Below are 15932 nucleotides of genomic sequence, written 5' to 3' on the forward strand. Positions count from 1 at the left end.
GGAGTTGGTACCCAGATGGTGAATCGCAAGGAACTGAACCCTGACGAGTCGCCCGGCGCGCGCTTCGGCGTACGTTTACGCATGTTGCGGGACGAACACGGCTGGACACAGGACGAGCTAGCTAGGCGCATGGGGTTCTCCCCAACGCACATTTCAGCCGTTGAAACTGGTCGTCGCCCCCCAACTACTCGCTTCGCGAGTAGCGCTGACCGGGTCTTCGGCACAGGGGATCGGCTCGAACGTCAAGGCCGGGCCGCACGGGACAGCTCAATACTGGAGGGATTTCCCGAGTTTGTTGCGCAGGAGGTATGCGCGGCAGAGATCAGGCTCTTTGAACTGGGCATCATCCCCGGCCTGCTCCAGACTCCGGAGTACGCCGCCGCCATCACCACGGGCGCTGTGCGACGGGGCGCGATCACGGAGCAGCAGGCAGAGGAACGGCTAACGCTTCTCGCGCGGCGGCAAGCGTCCTTAGATCGGACTCCCGCGCCCCTGGTCTACGTGGTTCTTGACGAGAGCTGCGTACGGCGCGTGGTGGGCGGTCCCCAAGTGATGTCGGCCCAGCTTGACCGGCTCGCCGCTTTCGCCGAACTGCCCTCTACGACTCTTCAGGTGGCTCCCTACGACCTTGGGGAGCGAAGGTCGTTCGATCTACCAGTGCACTTGCTGACGCTGCCAGACCGGTCCCAACTCGCCTACGCAGAGTCCGCACAACAAGGAAGGTTGGAGCGTGATACGCGCTTCGTCCAGCCCCTGCTGACGGCCTACCATCAGCTACAGATCGAAGCGCTCTCCCAGGTAGCATCCGTGGCCATGATCGAGCAAGTACGAAAGGGCTCCCCGTGACGACGACCGATTCCCCCCGCTGGTTCAAGTCCTCCTACAGCAGCAACGGCGGCGCGTGCATCGAGGTCGCCGCCAACCTCGTCGTCTCGCGCGGCATCGTCCCCGTCCGTGACTCGAAGGACCCGCACGGCCCGGCTTTGGCCTTCGGCGCAGGCGTGTGGGGCGAGTTCGTAGCAGAGGTGAAGGGCGACGGTTTCCCGTCCACCTGAGTCAGCACCAAGTCAGCACGGTGCCCACAACGACACAGAAACGGCCCGGAACACTCCGAAGAGTGACCGGGCCGTTTGCCCCCTGACCTGCGGATTTGGCGCCGTAAGTCAAGGATGATAGAAGCCTATGAAAAGGACGCTACGGACTTCGGCGTGAACGTCTGAGTCTCAATGCCCGGTTGGCCGCATTGACTGCGGCGATCGCATCGGCCGCGGCGATCGCATCGGCCGCGGCGATCGCATCGGCCGCGGTGATCACATTGGCCGCGGTGATCACATTGGCACGGTGATCGCATTGGTACGGCGATCACATCGGCACGGTGATCGCGTTGATCGTGGTGGCCATGTTCCGGAGCTACGGAATCGCGGAGTTCCGTAGTTACGTGGCTCCGTAGTTACGTGGCTCCGTGGTGGTTGAACGGCCGTAGCCGTTGGACGGTCGCGGTGGCTGGGCAGCCCTGGCCGCCGGCTGCTACGACGTCAGGACGGCTACGGCAGCCGGATGTCCGCGCCGACGCAGGAGCGTGCGGCCGCATGACCGCGCGGAGGGCCGGTTCCCTTACGGGGGCCGGCCCTCCGGCACGTCCAGGGGCAGGGACAAGGGCAGGGACAAGCCGGAGACGGGCCGGGCCCGCGACGAGAGCGCAGGCGAACCGAAGCGCGAACGCGACCGAACGCGACCGAAACGGCCGAACCGACCGAACCAGCCGCACGTGCCGCCTACGCAGCCACTCCGCGCCCCACCCCGCCCCGCACCACACTTCGCGCCCCGCCTCCCGTACCGTCCCGCGGCCCCTCCCCCGCGGCGTCAGGTGCCGCCAGGACGGCCAGTTCGTCCAGCGACAGGCCGAGCGCGCCCGCGAGGGCGGCCATGGTGAAGAACGCCGGGGTCGGCACGCGCCCCGTCTCGATCTTGCGCAGCGTCTCGGCGGACAGTCCCGCCCCCGCCGCGACCTCGACCATGCTGCGGTCACCGCGCGCCGCGCGCAGCAGCGCACCCAGCCGCTCGCCGCGCTCGCGTTCCCAAGGGGTCAATGGAGTTCGCACCATGCCCGTGATACTAATACCGGTATACAAATACCGGTAAATAAATACCGCCCCCGCACGCCGCGGCCGGGCCGGGCAGGAGGTCGTACCCATGGTGGAGATCAAGACGGATGCAGCGCTGGACGCGATGCGGGTGGCCGGCCGGGTCGTCGGCGACGCGCTGGCGGCGGTGCGCGCGGCGGCCGCCCCCGGGATGCGACTGCTGGACCTGGACGAGGTTGCCCGTACGGTCCTGCGCGAGGCCGGCGCCACCTCACCGTTCCTCAACTACCGGCCGTCCTTCGCACCCACCCCGTTCCCCGCGGTCATCTGCATCTCCGTCAACGACGCGATCGTGCATGGCATCCCGGACACCTACCGGCTGTGCGACGGCGACCTGGTGAGCATCGACTGCGGCGCCATCGTGGACGGCTGGGCCGGCGACGCGGCCGTCAGCTTCACCGTCGGCACACCGCGCCCCGAGGACCGCCGCCTGATGGACACCACCCGGCAGGCGCTGGAGGCGGGAATCGCGGCGGCCGTGGTCGGCGGCCGGATCGGCGACATCGCGCACGCGATCGGCAGCATCGGGCGGGCGGCCGGTTACGGCATCCCGGAAGACTTCGGCGGTCACGGCATCGGCCGCCAGATGCACGAGGACCCGCCGGTCCCCAACGACGGCCGCCCCCGCCGCGGATTCCGCCTCCGCCACGGCCTCGTGATCGCCATCGAGCCGATGTTCCTCGCCGGCGGCGGCAATGACTACTACGCCGCCACCGACGGCTGGACGCTGCGCACCTCGGACGGCAGCCGCGCCGCCCACTTCGAGCACACCGTCGCGATCACGGACGAGGGTCCTCGGGTGCTGACCCTGCCGTAGTAGGGGTACGCGAGACGGCGCGGCGCGTGCGGCACGAGACGGGATGCGGAAGGAACGGCGGAGTGCGCGGGGCCCTGGGGCGAGGCGGGGCCCCGGATCGGCTCAGTGTTCCGATCACGGACCGGATCACGGACCAGATCACTGCGCCGAGCTTCGCGCCGATACCCGGCCGTCCGCCCACCCGTCCACATGTCCACCTGCCCGCCCGCCTGCCCGCCCGCCCGCCTGCCCGTCTGCCCGTCTGCCCTCCATCCGTCCGTCCCCACGCCGCGGCCTCAGAGGGCGTCGAGGTCTACCGCCGCGGCCATCGCGCGGTAGCCGGCGTCGCTCGGGTGCAGATGGTCGCCGACGTCATAGGGGGCCGCGATCCGGTCCCGGTCGGCGGGGTCGGCCAGGGCGTGGTCCAGGTCCAGCACCCCGTCGAACTCGCCGGAGGTCCGTATCCACTCGTTGAGCGCATCACGCTTGGCCTCACCCCGCTCGGTGTAGTACAAGGCACCCTTGAACGGTGTCAGCGTGGCGCCGATCACCCTGACGCCCCTGCTGTGCGCCTGGCGTATCAACTCCCGCTGCCCCGCGATCAGTTGCCGGACCGAAACCTCCGGCGTCGGGCTTTCCGAGGTGATGCTGCGCTCGCTCGCGCCGATGTCGTTGATGCCCTCCAGCACGATGACCGTGCCCACATTCGGCTCGTCCAGTACGTCCTTCCGAAAACGGGCCACTCCCTTCTCGCCGGACCCGCTCGTGTCGTTGGTCAGCTGGTTGCCGCTGATCCCTGCGTTGAGGACGCTCCGCGACCGCCCGGTGGCGGCGAACCGCTCGGCCAGCGCATCCGGATAGCGGTGGTTGGCATCGGGTGTGGAGCCGTAGCCGTCGGTGATGGAGTCCCCGAAGGCCACCACGGCGTCCCGTTGCACGGCCCGGCCGCCGGAGACCTCGACGCCCGAGAGGTAGTACCAGGACCGCGAGGTCTCGGCGAAGGCCGCGGCCCCGGTGTCGGAGCGGTGATCGCCGGCCGCCCGGTAGCTGGTGGCCATGGCCAGTGCGTGGAACGTGGCCGGGCCGGTCGGCGCGTCCAGATACAGCGTGACGGTCAGCGACTCCAGGGCGCCGACCGTCAGCCCGACGCCGTCGCTGCGCAGCTCACCGCCGGCCGGTATGGTCGCCGACCGGCTGTGCCCGAAGGTCAGTGCCCGCACCGACCCCGGCCGCACCGAAGCACCCCGCGCCGTACGGGCGATGGACGCACCGGCCACTTTCAGCGGCGTACCGCCGTACCGGTTCGACAGCTCTATGCGGGCCCGCGAACCGCCGGTACTGACGCGGACGACCTGCCGGACCGTCTGCCGGACGAACCCGGCCTCGGACCAGTTCTGACCGTTCCCGCCGGCCGGTGCCTGCGGCGAGGCGGCCCAGCCACCACGCCATCGGCCGCCGAGCCCGCCGCCGGATCTGTCGCCGGGTATCCCGTGTCCCGCGTCGTGCCCCTGACCGTGGCCCGTGCGCTGACCGGCGGAGACTCCCCCCTCGGATCCTGAGGCCGCGGACGCCGGTACGGCCGCCGCCCCCTGCACCCCGAGTCCGGCCGGCCGGAACGGCAGCACCGGTAACGCCACCAGCACAGCCGTCGAGATCAGTGCGACACCTGAACGCCGCAATATGGAACCAGACATGACCATTCCCCGCCCTCTCCCCGCCCTCTGAATCCATGGGGTCTCAATAACTACCCACCGAATCGCTGAACCACAGAGACGAAACAGAGACGTAGCTGTGGGACGAACCACCGGACTGCTGGGACGAACCAGCGGGACAGGTCCAGCGGCCCGAACCCGTGGGACGAACCAGCGGATCAATGAGGCACCTCAGTGATCCGCCGGACCGGCGAACCGGCGGATCAGCAAACCGTCGGTCCGGTGAATCGCCGGTTCCGTGAAGCGCCGGTTCCGTGAAGCGCCGGTTCCGTGAAGCGGTGCGACGCTCTGATCGTTTGCCGTGCATTCCCCTGGCGGGCCGTAAGCCGACCGGTGTGGGCGGCCCGCCCCACCGGCGTGACACCATCAAGAGGTGATCGACCTCGGCTATTCCCTCTCCCGCCGTTTCCCGGACCCCCCTCAGATGGACTACCGGACCGCGGACGTGCACACGCTGCGCCACGACCTCTTCTGCGGCGACGTCTACATCGCCGACACCAAGGCGGACCGCGAGCTGTCCACCGCCTGGGGATGGGTGCCGGTCCTCGACTTCTCCTGGGCGCTGTGCGACATCGTCGAACAGCTCGACCGCGACCCGCGCGGCAACCGCTCCGCCCGCACCGTCCACGCCGAGCTGGACTTCACCGAGTCCAGCGACCGGCTGCTCTTCGAGCGCCGCTTCGGGTGGGTGGACATCGACGCCGACTGGATGCCGGCCGACGAGCCCCCGCTCAGCTTCAACCACTCCGCCCTGCGCCGGGAGGCCCGCGACTTTCTGCACGACCTGATCGCCGACCTCACCGATATGCACGACGGCCTCGACGACAACCCGGTCATCTGGGACCTCCAGGCCCGCTTCCCCCGCGTCTGACCACCGCGTCCGACCACGGCCAGACCACCACCGGGCAGCAGCCGGACCGCATCCGGACCGCATCCGGACCGCATCCGGACCACCGTGGACCGCCTGCCGACCACCCGCTGATCACCAACGGATCACCAGCGGGCCGTCGCCGGACTGGCCGACCACCGACCCCGTCAGCGCCCCACGCCCGCGCCCGCCGACGCTCCTGACCGCTACCCCCTGCTCCCTCTCCCGCGTCCCTCCCGCTGTCCCCCCTCTCGTCCCGCTCCCGCCCCGCCCCTCCCCTCACTCCACCCGTACGCCTATCGCCGCCGCGAACGCCGGTGCCAGATCGAGCAGTTGGGACGGGCTGATCACCGCTCCGTCCAGCCGGTCGATCCCCCGCGCGATGTCCACCGCGGCCGCACCGCGCAGATCGACATCCTTCATCCGGGCGCCGGTGAAATCCGCCCGTGCGATGGTGCAGTCGTCGAACGTCACTCGCTCCAGCTCCGCGCCCGAGAAGTCCGCCTCGACCAGCACGCACCCTTCGAAGGCGACATCCCGCAGCTTCGACGTGCGCAGATTGAGGAAGTCGATCTTTCCACCGCGCACCACGACCCGCTCCAGCACCGCACCGTGCAGCTGCGCCCCGCCGAGCCGGGCGTCCGACACCTCCACATCACGCAGTGATGCCTGGGACAGGTCGGTCCCGACACCGCGCACACCGCTCAGCACGCTGTCGATGATCCGTGCCCGGCTCAGCACCGTCTCATCCAACGCGCACCGCCGCACGGCGCAGTCCATGAAGCGGGCGCCGCGCGCCACCTGACCCGCCCAGTCGGCGTCCGCGAACTCCAGCCCGTCGTAATCCCCTTCGGGCTCCAGCTCCCCGCCGTCGTACGGCTGCAACTCGGGCAACCGCACCTCCGGCCGCCGTACCGCCCGCACCGTCCCCTTACCGCGCCCAGCCACGCGATCCACCGCCTTTCCGTACCGCTCGTGCCCGTTCGTTCTTCCGAACCCGTCGTCCGGGCGCATCTTCCGCGTCCGCCTTCCGCATCCGTCTTCCAGATCCGCCTTCCAGATCCATCCTCCGGATCCGCCCTCCGCTTCTCGTGACCGGAATCGCCGCCCGCGACCGGCGCCGACGTGCTGCCCGGCCCGCCGAACCGATCACCGCTCGCAGACCCCATCACTGTCCGCACACCCCATCGTGAACCACGCCACTGACAATGCCCCGCCGCTCACCCCACACCCACCACTTGACCTGCGGAAACGGGAAATCTCCGAAGCGCATGTCACATCCGGCACCCCGCCACCCGTCCAAGCCCGCAACGACACAGCGCAATCCCCTGCCCGCCCACCCGTCGGCCAACCCCCAACCCGCGCCCCACCAACTCACCAACTCACCAACTCACCAAAGGAGCGTCGCCATGCCCCACCGGATCTCCGGCGTCGGAGGCGGCTTCACGGGTCTGACCGCAGCCATCTCGGCTGCCGCGGCAGGCGCGGACGCCACCCCCCACGAGGCGCACCGCACCCTGGACGGCCGTGCCCGAACCGGCGACAGCCCGTACCTCACCCACGACGGCCCGCACGCCCTCCACAACCGTGGCCCGCCCTGGGCCTGGCTCAAGCAGCGCGTCCTGCTCGAACCGATCGCCGCGCTGCCGCCCCCAGAAATCACCCGTCCGCGCCTCTTCCACCACGGTGCGCTGCGCCGGCTCCCCCGTCCGGCCTCTTGAAGCTGCGCGCGGCCACAGGAAACCCCCCGTCGACCAGGTCTTCCTCGCCTGGGCGACCTCTCGGGTCGGCGAGCCGACCCCGAGCGCCACGGCCCCCTACGCAGGCGCCGCCACCTTCCACCACGCCCCGGCTCCCGCTCCCGCTCCGCCACCTTCATCCAGGAACGGCTGCGGCGCGCCACCAGCATCCCGCCCGAGGCCCACTACGTCCGCGGCCGCTGGAGCGGGCTGATCGCGCGGACAGCGGACCACGCCCGCGGCCTCGGCGCCCGCATCGAGACCGGCGCCCGCGTCGAGACCGGCTCCCGCGTCGACAAGCTGTCCGAGACCCACCCGATCTTCGTCGCCATCCCTCTCTCCCCGGTCCGCGCCCTCCTCAAGGACGACGGCCTCAACCTGGGCCAACGCCCGTACGGTGCTGCTCGACATCGCCGTACGGACCAGGCGCGGCGCCCTGTTCGCGCTGTCCGGACTCGACTTCTCCGGCTGAATCGAGCGGTCCACCGCCCCGGACCCGGGCCCCGCGCCGGGCGGCGAACAGCTTCCCCAGGGCCGGACCGGTATCGCTCCGGACGAACGGCGCGCCGACGGGCTCGCGCGCGCCGAACGCCTCCTGGACGCCGGTTTCCCGGACTGGCGCCGACCCGCCACCTGGCGCCGCGAGTCCCTGTCCACCGGCCGTACGGGCGCGGTGGATCTGCCGGGCACCACCTGGCTCGACCGTCCGGCCATCGACCGTGGCTACGGCGTCTGGCTGACGGGCGGCCAGGTCGCAGCACCGGGCCTGCTCTGCGAAGTCTCCTTCCACAGCGCCATCGAGGCGGTCTCGCTCGCCCTGCCCGCAGGCATCGCCCGGCGAACAGGAGACGCACGGCGCGCATAGGCACCTCGCGATGCAGCGCGAAGTATCAGCATCACGAGGGGGAATTGACCTCAACCAACCTTGAGTTAGCAGAGTGACAGCAGTTGTCCGTCAGCCAGCCGTACGGCAGATATGGCCGCCCCACCAGCCACCCCTGCCCCGACCCACTCGCCCTCCCCCCTATCCCCCCTATCCCCCCTTCCTCCCTCCCTTCCCTCCCTCCGCCTCAAGGAGACGCCCCACCATGCACGCCATACGCCTGCACGCCTTCGGTCCCGCGGCAAACCTCACCTACGAGACGGCCGAGGACCCCCGGCCGGGGCCCGGCGAGGTCCGCATCGCCGTGGCCGCGGCCGGCGTCCACGTCCTGGACACGGCTCTGCGCGCGGGCAAGCAGGGCGGCCCGGCGCCGCTTCCCGATCTGCCGACGATCCCCGGCCGGGAGGTCGCCGGCACCGTGGACGCCCTCGGCGAGGGCACCGACCCCGCCTGGCTCGGCCGCCGGGTCGTCACCCACCTCGGCATGGTCCCCGGCGGCTACGCCGAACTGGCCGTGGCCGCCGCCGACCGGCTGCACGCGATTCCCGAGGGGCTCGACGCAGGCCAGGCCGTCGCCATGATCGGCACCGGCCGCACCACCATGGGCACCCTGCTCTTCGCCGACCTCACCCCCGACGACATCGTGATCGTCACCGCGGCGGCCGGCGGCATCGGCTCACTGCTCGTCCAGTACGCGAAGAACACCGGAGCGACGGTCATCGGCCTGGCCGGCGGCCTGACGAAGGTGGCACGGGTCCGCGAACTGGGCGCCGACCTCGCCGTCGACTACACCGACGCCGACTGGCCGTCCCTGGTCCGTGCCTTCCTCGACGACCGTGCCGCGGCCGGTACCACCATCGTCTTCGACTCGGTCGGCGGCGAAGCCGGCCTGGCCGCCGTGGACCTGCTCGTCCGAGGGGGCCGGCACCTCGTCTCCGGCTGGTCCTCGGGCGGCCCGCTGGAGTTCACGGACGACGAACTGGCAGCCCGCGGCATCACCTCCGAGCGGGTCGTCGGCCCACCGATGCTGGCCAAGGCCGGCGGCGACAACCCGACCCGCACCTTGGAGACCGCGGCGCTGGCGGAGGCGGCGGCCGGCCGACTCGTACCGGAGGTCCAGCGCTTCCCCCTGGCCGAGGCGGCCGCCGCCCACCACGCCTTGGAGAACCGCGCCACCATGGGGAAGGTCGTCCTGGTCCCGTAGCGGACTTCCGCCGGCCGTCATCCCCGTCCCGGTCCCCCGTCCCGATCTCCATGAGGAGGACGGGGGACCGGAAACGGTGCCGGAGACAGGGACGGACACGGAGGTGGAGCTGGAGGCGGAGACGGACGTGGAGACGAGGCTGGCCACCGGCACGGGGACGGGGACGGGGACGAGCAGACTGCGCCCCCTCCCGCCCCTCCGCCGCACCGCGCCCAGGCCGCCGACTCCGCCCAGCCCAGCCCAGCTCAGCTCAGCTCAGCTCACCACCGCCATCTCCCGCGCCGTCTCGTTCAGCCGCCGCCCGCCCGACTCCGTGCACGTCACGATGTCCTCGATCCGCACCCCGAAACGCCCCGGCAGATAGATGCCCGGTTCGATCGAGAAGCACATCCCCGGCACCAGCGGCAGATGCTCGCCCTCGACCATGTACGGCGGCTCGTGCGTGGTCACCCCGATGCCGTGCCCGGTCCGGTGGATGAAGTACTCGCCGTACCCCGCCGCCTTGATCACCTGCCTGGCCACCCGGTCGATCTCCTGGCACGCCACCCCGGGCCGCACCGCCTCGAACGCCGCCTGCTGCGCCTCCCGCACGATGTCGTGCACATTGCGTTCCTCCGCGGTCGGCTCGCCCACATGCACGGTCCGCGTCGTATCCGACCCGTACCCGTCCTTGAGGCCGCCGAAGTCGAGCACGACCATGTCGCCCTCGCCGATGACCCGGTCGCCCGCCTCATGGTGCGGATTGGCGCCGTTGGGGCCCGATCCGACGACCGTGAAGTCCACCTGGCTGTGCCCGTGCTCGGTCAGCAGCCGGGCCAGATCCCCCGCCACCTCCTGCTCCCGCCGCCCGGCGAAGCGCACCCCGAGGATCGCCTCGTACGTCGCGTCCGCCGCCGCCCCGGCCGCCGCCAGCCGCTCCACCTCGTGCACGTCCTTGACGGCGCGCAGCATCGGCAGCACCTCCGTCAGCGCGCCGTACGCGCTCTCCGGCAGCGCCCGCTGAAGCCCCAGCAGATGCATCGCCCACGTCGCGTCGGACATCCCGTAACGCCCCTGCGGATCGAGCCACTTGGCCAGCTCCGTGTACGGGTTCGAGCCGTCCCGCCAGCCCGCCACGTCCATGGCCCCGGCGCCGGCGGCCCGCTCCGCATCGGGCTGCTCCAGTACGGGCACCAGCAGCCGCGGCCGCCGGCCGGCGGCGATGACCAGGGCGGTCAGCCGCTCGGTTTCCGCGGTCGGCCGGTAGCCGCACAGCCACGTCAGATCCGGCCCCGGCGTCACGATCAGCCCGGCCAGCCCGACGTTGGCGGCGACCCGGCCCGCCCGTTCCATCCGCCGCTCGTAGTCGTCACGCGTCATCGAAATCACCATGCCGGTGAATTTACGCCGCCGACGCCCCGCGGCCCGTCCAAAACCCCATCCCACCCGCTCCATCGACCCCACCAGCCCCACCCGAGCCCTCCCCCTCCTCTCCCGGTCGGGCTCCGCCCACAGCGCCGCGTAACTCGGCAAACCGCGCCACTCCCCCTCCCCTCCCCGCCCCGCCCCGACAGCGAGCGGCCTGCGCCTCGCCGTCCACACCTTCGCGCGGCCACCGGAACCGTCACCCCACCGGCCCCGTCCGGGGCGGGTCCGCTGTCCGGTGGTTCTCCGGATGAGGCCGGTGCCTCAGGGCCGCCCGGCTCGGGTGAAGAACGCGGACGTGGGCGTGCCCAGGCCCGTTACGTGGTCGTAGCCGGGTACCGCGGACAGTCCGATGTCCTGCCCGAAGGCGTGCAGGTAGACCGATCCGGGGTTGTCCGCCGCGTACGTCAGCTCACCGAGCCTGGTGGTGGGGCCGAGCGGAGTGTCGGTGACGTCGCGCAGTTCGGGCTTGCCGTGCAAGGGGTAGAGGCAGGCGCTGGCGAAACCCGTGGGCCGGTGGTTCCGTTCGTTCAGGACGGCTGGCATCCCGGCGACGAGAGAGGCCGAGGCGCTGGTGCCGCCGGCGTAGACGGGCTCGTAACGCCCCGGTGCGTCCGGGGCGTTGACGTAGCCGAGGTCCATGATGGTCCCCGGATCACCGTCGGCGCTGATGTCGGGGGCGAACAGGCGCCGGCCGGGGTGACCCCTTCCTGGTAGGACGGCTGTCGGAAGAGTTCGCTGGTGCCCCCTCCCGAGCCTCCACTGCGGTTGCCCGGCAGGTGGCAGGAGCTCGCCGAGGCCATGGGCCACGGCCGCACTGCTCGGATCTCATCTCCTCACACCCACAGAGGCCAAGGCCGCCGAAGCGCTCCTGGACCTGGAAGCGAGCGTCGTCAAAGCCCTGCGACTGCCCTCCCGTGCACCACACCGGCAGGCCCGGGAGTTCCCCGGTGGATCCCACGGCCCACCGGTTCCGCGACGGCAAGATCCTCGCCTACCGGTGGTGAGGTGATGCGCGGCGCCGTGCGTCACCTCAGGTCCGGACCGCGCTCGCGGTCCGCATCACACGGCGGCGCGCGTGCGCAGGTCCTCCATCTCCACGCCGAGCCACTCGCGAAGTCCCTGCGCTCCCTTGTCGGGTACCTGGATCACCCGGCTGCCGCGCACCCGCACGACCCATCCGATCTCCAGCAGTCGCTCAAGCAGCGCGGCACCCACGGCTCCGGCCAGATGGTGGCGCTGCTCCGTCCAGTCGACGCAGTAGCGCACGAGCGGCCGGTCCGTGCGCGGCGGCTCGACGCCCACCTCGGCCAGTACCGTCCAGCCGAGTTCGGTGACCTCGTAGGTCAGGTCCCAGCCGGGCGCGGACAGCCGGTCGCGAACGGATCGGTCCAGGTCGTGCACACCGTCCCCGCCTGTCAGGACCTTCCGGTCGATCAGCGCCCGCATCACGCTGACCCCCAGGTGGCCGGCGAGATGGTCGTAACACGTGCGCGCCAGGCGCAGGGAGCGAGCCCGGGTGCCGGAGCGCAGGGACCGGGGAGTGAAGGGCGGGGCCAGCCTGGCCAGCGCCTCAAGCGCGGCGGCGACCTCGGTGGACGCCAGGCTGTAGTAGCGGTGGCGGCCCTGGCTCCGGACTGTGAGCAGACCTCCCTCCACGAGCTGGGACAGATGGCTGCTGACCGTGGAGGGCGCCACCCCCGACTCCGCCGCGAGCATCGTCATCGGAAGTGCCCGATCGTCCAGCAGGGCGAGCAGGATGCGAGCCCGGGTCTGGTCTCCGATCAGGGCGGCCGGCGTCAGAAAGTTGGCGTCTCCCGCTAAGTCGCGCATGGCTCTCCAAGGTACTGGGTCCAGTCGGTCGCACGCTCCCGATGCTGCCACGGTCACGTGTACACCACACCCACCAGTCCGGCCGGACCGACGGCGGCACATTTCGATCTGACCCGAAGCTTTCCGGGGCTACGTTGGAATCTGCCGCTCCCCCGTTTCACACCGCAGCGCACGCCCAAACGTGCATTGCGGTGCGTGGGATTCACCCCATGGTATTTACGGAGGTAATAGTGGGCCGAAAGTTGATCACCCGAGGAAAGCTTCCTGGTTATCGCTACTCGCCCGGAGTGGTGGTGGGCGACACTGCCTACCTTGCCGGTCATTCCGGCGTCGACAAGGACGGGAAGCTCGTCGCGAACGACATTGCGTCTCAGGACCGCCAGGTACTGGCAAATATGCGTGCGACTCTCGAGGCCGCGGGAATGACGCTCGAGGACGTGGTGAGCATACGGGTCTGGCTCACCACCTATGACGGCATGCCCGCGTTCGACGAGGTGTACGGCGCCTTCTGTCCGGTTGACCCGCCTGCCCGTACGGCGTTCATCGTGGAAAAGCTTCCCCTGGGCGCGGCCGTCGAGCTCGATGCGATCGCGGTCCGCGACTCGTCGGAAGTGAAGGCGCGACTGGCCTGATGTCACGCATGGATCGAAGTGACGAAGCACCCATGCCCCTGCGCGAGTTCGGGAACCTGGATGGAGCGGCCGACGCGGCCCGGGGGCGGCCGCAGGCGGCATCCCGGCTTCCTCTGATCGCGCTTTGCCTGGGGTTCTTCATGGTGATGCTGGACGCGACGGTGGTCACGGTCGCGCTGCCGCCCATCGGCCAGGACTTCGGGACCGGTGGCGACCTAGCGGGCGCCCAGTGGATCGCGGACGGCTACACCATCGCCTTCGCCGGGCTGCTCCTGTCCGCCGGTTCGCTCGGCGACCGGTTGGGCAGCAAACCCGTCTTCCAGGCGGGACTCGGGCTGTTCGTCGCCACGTCACTGGGTTGCGGCCTCGCCCCCACCCTGCCGTTCCTGGTCCTGATGCGTCTGCTGCAGGGCCTCTCCGCCGCGCTGGTGGTGCCCACCTCGCTGGCGCTGATCCACACCTCATACTCCAACAAAGAGGACCGCGCCCGGGCGATCGGAGTCTGGGGCGGCATCGGGGGCATCGCCGCCGCTTCAGGCCCCGTGCTCGGCGGGCTGCTCGTCTCCGCACTCGGCTGGCGCTCGGTGTTCTACGTCAATCTGCCCTTCGGCCTGCTCGGCATGGTCCTGACCGCTCGTCATGTGCGCGCGCCTAGGTCGCAGACGGTGCGCGGCATGGACCTGCCCGCGCAGTTCCTCGGCATCCTGACGATCGCCGCCGCGACCTACGCCGTCATCGAAGGCGGTCACCGGGGCTGGTCCGCGCCAGTGGTCGTGGCCGCGTTCGTACTGTTCGCGCTCTGCGGGTTGGCCTTCGTGCTCGTCGAGCGGCGGACCGAGAACGCGATGCTGCCGCTGTCGCTGTTCCGGCACGTGACGTTCACCAGCGCCACCGCCGTCGGGCTGCTGCTCAACATCGGCTTCTACGGCCAGCTGTTCGTCGTCACCTTCTACTTCCAGCAGTACCGCCACTACGCGGTGTTGTGGGCCGGGCTGGCGATCCTGCCGCAGACGGCGATGGCAGGTCTGGCCTCAGCCCTGGGCGGTCGGATGACCGCGCGTACCGGCCCCCGGACGCCCATGACGCTCGGTCTGCTGATCGGCGCCGCCGGCTTCCTGTCTCTGCTGATCGCCGGGCGCTCAACCCCATACTGGGTGCTGGTACTACCTCTGGCCGCCATCGGTTTCGGTACGGCGTTCACGATGCCCGCAGCCGTGGCGGCCGTGGTCGAGTCCGCCCCTCCGAACCGGTCAGGGGTCGCGTCCGGAGTGCTCAACGCCAGCCGTCAGGTGGGCAGCGCGGTCGGAGTCGCCCTGCTCGGCGCACTGGTCGCCGACACCGCACACTTCGAGTCGGGCATGCGCACTGGTTCGCTGGTCAGCGGGGGCTGCTTCGTTGTGGGCGCACTCATCGCCCAGGCCATGGGCCGGGACCCGGGGGAGCGAGCCTTGGCCTGACGGACCCTGCCGTGCAGGTCCGAACCTTTTCGCTCTCGTCCACAAGAGCGGACGGATACCGGTTGTTGCCGGCACCATCGGCCGACACAGCGGACAGCCCGGTTGCGGGCCGAGTCTCCAGCAGAGGAAAGCTGATGAACGAGAGCGGACTCGCCCGCAGTCAGGGAGGTCGACGTCTGGTCGCCAAGTTCGACCAGCGGCTCAGCGAACTGATCGCGGCGCACTACCCGGACAAGCGGCATCGTCCGGGCTACGCAAAACTGGCCACGCAGGTCGGGGAGACCACGGGCGGCACGATCTCGGCAACGTGTCTGTGGGAGCTGGCCACCGGCAAGGAGCGCAATGCGTCCCTGGAGCAACTGGACGTGCCGGCCGAGTTCTTCGAGGTCCCGCCGGAGTATTTCTTCGACGACGCCGCCGCGGAACGCATCACCTCGGAGCTCAGATTGGCGACCGCGCTGCGGGACACCCAGGTACGCAACCTCGCCTCGCACGCCGACGGTCTGCCCCCGGAGGCTCTCGACGCACTGCTCACAGCGGCATCGCGCTCCGCAAGGGCGACGGACACATCGTCCTGGCCGCCGACTGCTACGTCACCCAGGACATCGTCGTCAACTCCGCGAATTTCGGCAACGTCGACAGGGGCAGGTACTGCTTCAAGGTCACCGAGACCGGCAAGACCGGTTACCTCACCCTGATGCCTGACCACTGATCCCCGGTGGCGTACAGCCCGCCCGTACACCGGCACTGCGCGGCCACACTCTCCCTGGCGGCCGGCATCCACATGAAGAAGATCCCAATCCTCCTCGGTCACAGCAGCTACGCCCTGACCGCCGACACCTACACATCGGTGCCACCTCAGTTCGAGAAGGCCGAGGCCGATGCTCCAGTGGCGCCGGTACCGCGAGCAGGGAAACGGCAGGAGCCGCCGGCCGAGGCCGAGGTTCCCAGCGATGAACCTGGGGAGACGCCCACCTGAGGCAGGTTCCCAGCGCGTCCCCAGCGCGTTCCCCTCTGACGCGAAAAGGCCCTCCGTGAGATCACGGAGGGCCTTCGTCACGCTGGTACAGGCTCTGACCTGCACACTCTCTGAGCCCCCTGTCGGATTCGAACCGACGACCTTCGCTTTACAAGAGCGGTGCTCTGGCCAGCTGAGCTAAGGAGGCGTGCCGGAAGAAGTGTACCCAGGCGCGCCGGATGCCGGTCCCCATAATTTCGTGACCTTGGGACTACTGACACCGGACCCGGGCGCGGGTAACG

16 protein-coding genes, 1 tRNA gene and 1 pseudogene are annotated in these 15932 nt (G+C 70.3%); 10 read left to right on the plus strand and 8 right to left on the minus strand.

What is annotated here, in order from left to right; all coding sequences use genetic code 11:
- Positions 1 to 15: 15 nt before the first annotated feature.
- Together ACLJWH_RS05145 and ACLJWH_RS05150 are read left to right on the plus strand one after the other, a co-directional pair.
- Positions 16 to 846, plus strand: coding sequence for a helix-turn-helix domain-containing protein (locus tag ACLJWH_RS05145; RefSeq protein WP_411140342.1), 831 nt, complete (start codon positions 16 to 18; stop codon positions 844 to 846).
- Positions 843 to 1055: a DUF397 domain-containing protein gene (locus tag ACLJWH_RS05150; protein WP_411140343.1), complete on the plus strand. Its 213-nt coding sequence runs from the start codon at positions 843 to 845 to the stop codon at positions 1053 to 1055. The genes ACLJWH_RS05145 and ACLJWH_RS05150 overlap by 4 nt, the downstream gene beginning before the upstream one ends.
- Positions 1056 to 1194: 139 nt before the next feature.
- Here the strand turns inward: ACLJWH_RS05150 and ACLJWH_RS05155 are convergent, their stop codons facing one another.
- Together ACLJWH_RS05155 and ACLJWH_RS05160 are read right to left on the minus strand one after the other, a co-directional pair.
- Entirely contained in the window at positions 1195 to 1332 is a 138-nt protein-coding gene (locus ACLJWH_RS05155; protein ID WP_411140344.1) for a hypothetical protein, read from the minus strand.
- A gap of 443 nt (positions 1333 to 1775) precedes the next feature.
- The gene (locus tag ACLJWH_RS05160; protein ID WP_411140345.1) at positions 1776 to 2105 is read right to left on the minus strand and encodes a helix-turn-helix domain-containing protein; all 330 of its coding nucleotides are present in this window, start codon (positions 2103 to 2105) and stop codon (positions 1776 to 1778) included.
- An 88-nt stretch (positions 2106 to 2193) separates the two neighbouring features.
- On the opposite strand from ACLJWH_RS05160, the gene map reads away from it, so the two are divergent.
- Complete coding sequence (gene map / locus ACLJWH_RS05165; protein ID WP_411140346.1) at positions 2194 to 2961, plus strand: type I methionyl aminopeptidase; 768 nt, start codon at positions 2194 to 2196, stop codon at positions 2959 to 2961.
- 275 nt (positions 2962 to 3236) lie between these two features.
- On the opposite strand, the gene ACLJWH_RS05170 is transcribed toward map, so the two are convergent.
- Complete coding sequence (locus ACLJWH_RS05170) at positions 3237 to 4634, minus strand: SGNH/GDSL hydrolase family protein (protein ID WP_411140347.1); 1398 nt, start codon at positions 4632 to 4634, stop codon at positions 3237 to 3239.
- A gap of 391 nt (positions 4635 to 5025) precedes the next feature.
- On the opposite strand from ACLJWH_RS05170, the gene ACLJWH_RS05175 reads away from it, so the two are divergent.
- Positions 5026 to 5523: a hypothetical protein gene (locus ACLJWH_RS05175; protein WP_411140348.1), complete on the plus strand. Its 498-nt coding sequence runs from the start codon at positions 5026 to 5028 to the stop codon at positions 5521 to 5523.
- Between the two features lie 276 nt (positions 5524 to 5799).
- Here the strand turns inward: ACLJWH_RS05175 and ACLJWH_RS05180 are convergent, their stop codons facing one another.
- Positions 5800 to 6444 (minus strand): pentapeptide repeat-containing protein, encoded by a 645-nt coding sequence (locus ACLJWH_RS05180; RefSeq protein ID WP_411140434.1) that lies wholly within the window; start codon positions 6442 to 6444, stop codon positions 5800 to 5802.
- A gap of 485 nt (positions 6445 to 6929) precedes the next feature.
- Between ACLJWH_RS05180 and ACLJWH_RS05185 the strand changes: the two are divergent.
- A pseudogene (locus ACLJWH_RS05185) lies at positions 6930 to 8124 on the plus strand (FAD-dependent oxidoreductase).
- A gap of 223 nt (positions 8125 to 8347) precedes the next feature.
- Positions 8348 to 9346 (plus strand): zinc-binding dehydrogenase, encoded by a 999-nt coding sequence (locus ACLJWH_RS05190; protein WP_411140349.1) that lies wholly within the window; start codon positions 8348 to 8350, stop codon positions 9344 to 9346.
- Between the two features lie 255 nt (positions 9347 to 9601).
- Here the strand turns inward: ACLJWH_RS05190 and ACLJWH_RS05195 are convergent, their stop codons facing one another.
- The 3 genes from ACLJWH_RS05195 to ACLJWH_RS05205 form a co-directional block, all read right to left on the minus strand.
- Positions 9602 to 10705, minus strand: a complete 1104-nt coding sequence (locus ACLJWH_RS05195) for an aminopeptidase P family protein (protein WP_411140435.1) — start codon at positions 10703 to 10705, stop codon at positions 9602 to 9604.
- A gap of 309 nt (positions 10706 to 11014) precedes the next feature.
- Positions 11015 to 11392: a hypothetical protein gene (locus ACLJWH_RS05200; RefSeq protein WP_411140350.1), complete on the minus strand. Its 378-nt coding sequence runs from the start codon at positions 11390 to 11392 to the stop codon at positions 11015 to 11017.
- Between the two features lie 420 nt (positions 11393 to 11812).
- Positions 11813 to 12583, minus strand: coding sequence for an ArsR/SmtB family transcription factor (locus ACLJWH_RS05205; RefSeq protein WP_411140351.1), 771 nt, complete (start codon positions 12581 to 12583; stop codon positions 11813 to 11815).
- 209 nt (positions 12584 to 12792) lie between these two features.
- Here ACLJWH_RS05205 and ACLJWH_RS05210 point away from each other — a divergent pair, with 209 nt between their 5' ends.
- The 4 genes from ACLJWH_RS05210 (at position 12793) to ACLJWH_RS05225 (ending at position 15651) form a co-directional block, all read left to right on the plus strand.
- Positions 12793 to 13215, plus strand: a complete 423-nt coding sequence (locus ACLJWH_RS05210) for a RidA family protein (protein WP_411140352.1) — start codon at positions 12793 to 12795, stop codon at positions 13213 to 13215.
- A gap of 32 nt (positions 13216 to 13247) precedes the next feature.
- Complete coding sequence (locus ACLJWH_RS05215) at positions 13248 to 14672, plus strand: MFS transporter (protein WP_411140353.1); 1425 nt, start codon at positions 13248 to 13250, stop codon at positions 14670 to 14672.
- 134 nt (positions 14673 to 14806) lie between these two features.
- A complete protein-coding gene (locus tag ACLJWH_RS05220) occupies positions 14807 to 15370 on the plus strand; it encodes a hypothetical protein (RefSeq protein ID WP_411140354.1) in 564 nt (187 codons plus the stop codon).
- A gap of 20 nt (positions 15371 to 15390) precedes the next feature.
- Positions 15391 to 15651 (plus strand): hypothetical protein, encoded by a 261-nt coding sequence (locus tag ACLJWH_RS05225; protein WP_411140355.1) that lies wholly within the window; start codon positions 15391 to 15393, stop codon positions 15649 to 15651.
- Between the two features lie 113 nt (positions 15652 to 15764).
- On the opposite strand, the gene ACLJWH_RS05230 is transcribed toward ACLJWH_RS05225, so the two are convergent.
- A tRNA-Thr gene (locus ACLJWH_RS05230) sits at positions 15765 to 15838 on the minus strand.
- Positions 15839 to 15932: the final 94 nt, after the last annotated feature.

The sequence above is a fragment of the Streptomyces sp. x-80 genome (assembly GCF_046549095.1).
GTDB lineage: Bacteria > Actinomycetota > Actinomycetes > Streptomycetales > Streptomycetaceae > Streptomyces > Streptomyces celluloflavus.

Bases quoted from the DNA above. Each gene is read 5' to 3' on its own strand.
- ACLJWH_RS05145 (WP_411140342.1), top strand. From the start codon at position 16: ATGGTGAATCGCAAGGAACTGAACCCTGACGAGTCGCCCGGCGCGCGC.
- ACLJWH_RS05160 (WP_411140345.1), bottom strand. From the start codon at position 2,105: ATGGTGCGAACTCCATTGACCCCTTGGGAACGCGAGCGCGGCGAGCGG.
- map (WP_411140346.1), top strand. From the start codon at position 2,194: ATGGTGGAGATCAAGACGGATGCAGCGCTGGACGCGATGCGGGTGGCC.
- ACLJWH_RS05170 (WP_411140347.1), bottom strand. From the start codon at position 4,634: ATGTCTGGTTCCATATTGCGGCGTTCAGGTGTCGCACTGATCTCGACG.
- ACLJWH_RS05190 (WP_411140349.1), top strand. From the start codon at position 8,348: ATGCACGCCATACGCCTGCACGCCTTCGGTCCCGCGGCAAACCTCACC.
- ACLJWH_RS05195 (WP_411140435.1), bottom strand. From the start codon at position 10,705: ATGACGCGTGACGACTACGAGCGGCGGATGGAACGGGCGGGCCGGGTC.
- ACLJWH_RS05200 (WP_411140350.1), bottom strand. From the start codon at position 11,392: ATGGACCTCGGCTACGTCAACGCCCCGGACGCACCGGGGCGTTACGAG.
- ACLJWH_RS05205 (WP_411140351.1), bottom strand. From the start codon at position 12,583: ATGCGCGACTTAGCGGGAGACGCCAACTTTCTGACGCCGGCCGCCCTG.
- ACLJWH_RS05210 (WP_411140352.1), top strand. From the start codon at position 12,793: ATGGTATTTACGGAGGTAATAGTGGGCCGAAAGTTGATCACCCGAGGA.
- ACLJWH_RS05215 (WP_411140353.1), top strand. From the start codon at position 13,248: ATGCCCCTGCGCGAGTTCGGGAACCTGGATGGAGCGGCCGACGCGGCC.
- ACLJWH_RS05220 (WP_411140354.1), top strand. From the start codon at position 14,807: ATGAACGAGAGCGGACTCGCCCGCAGTCAGGGAGGTCGACGTCTGGTC.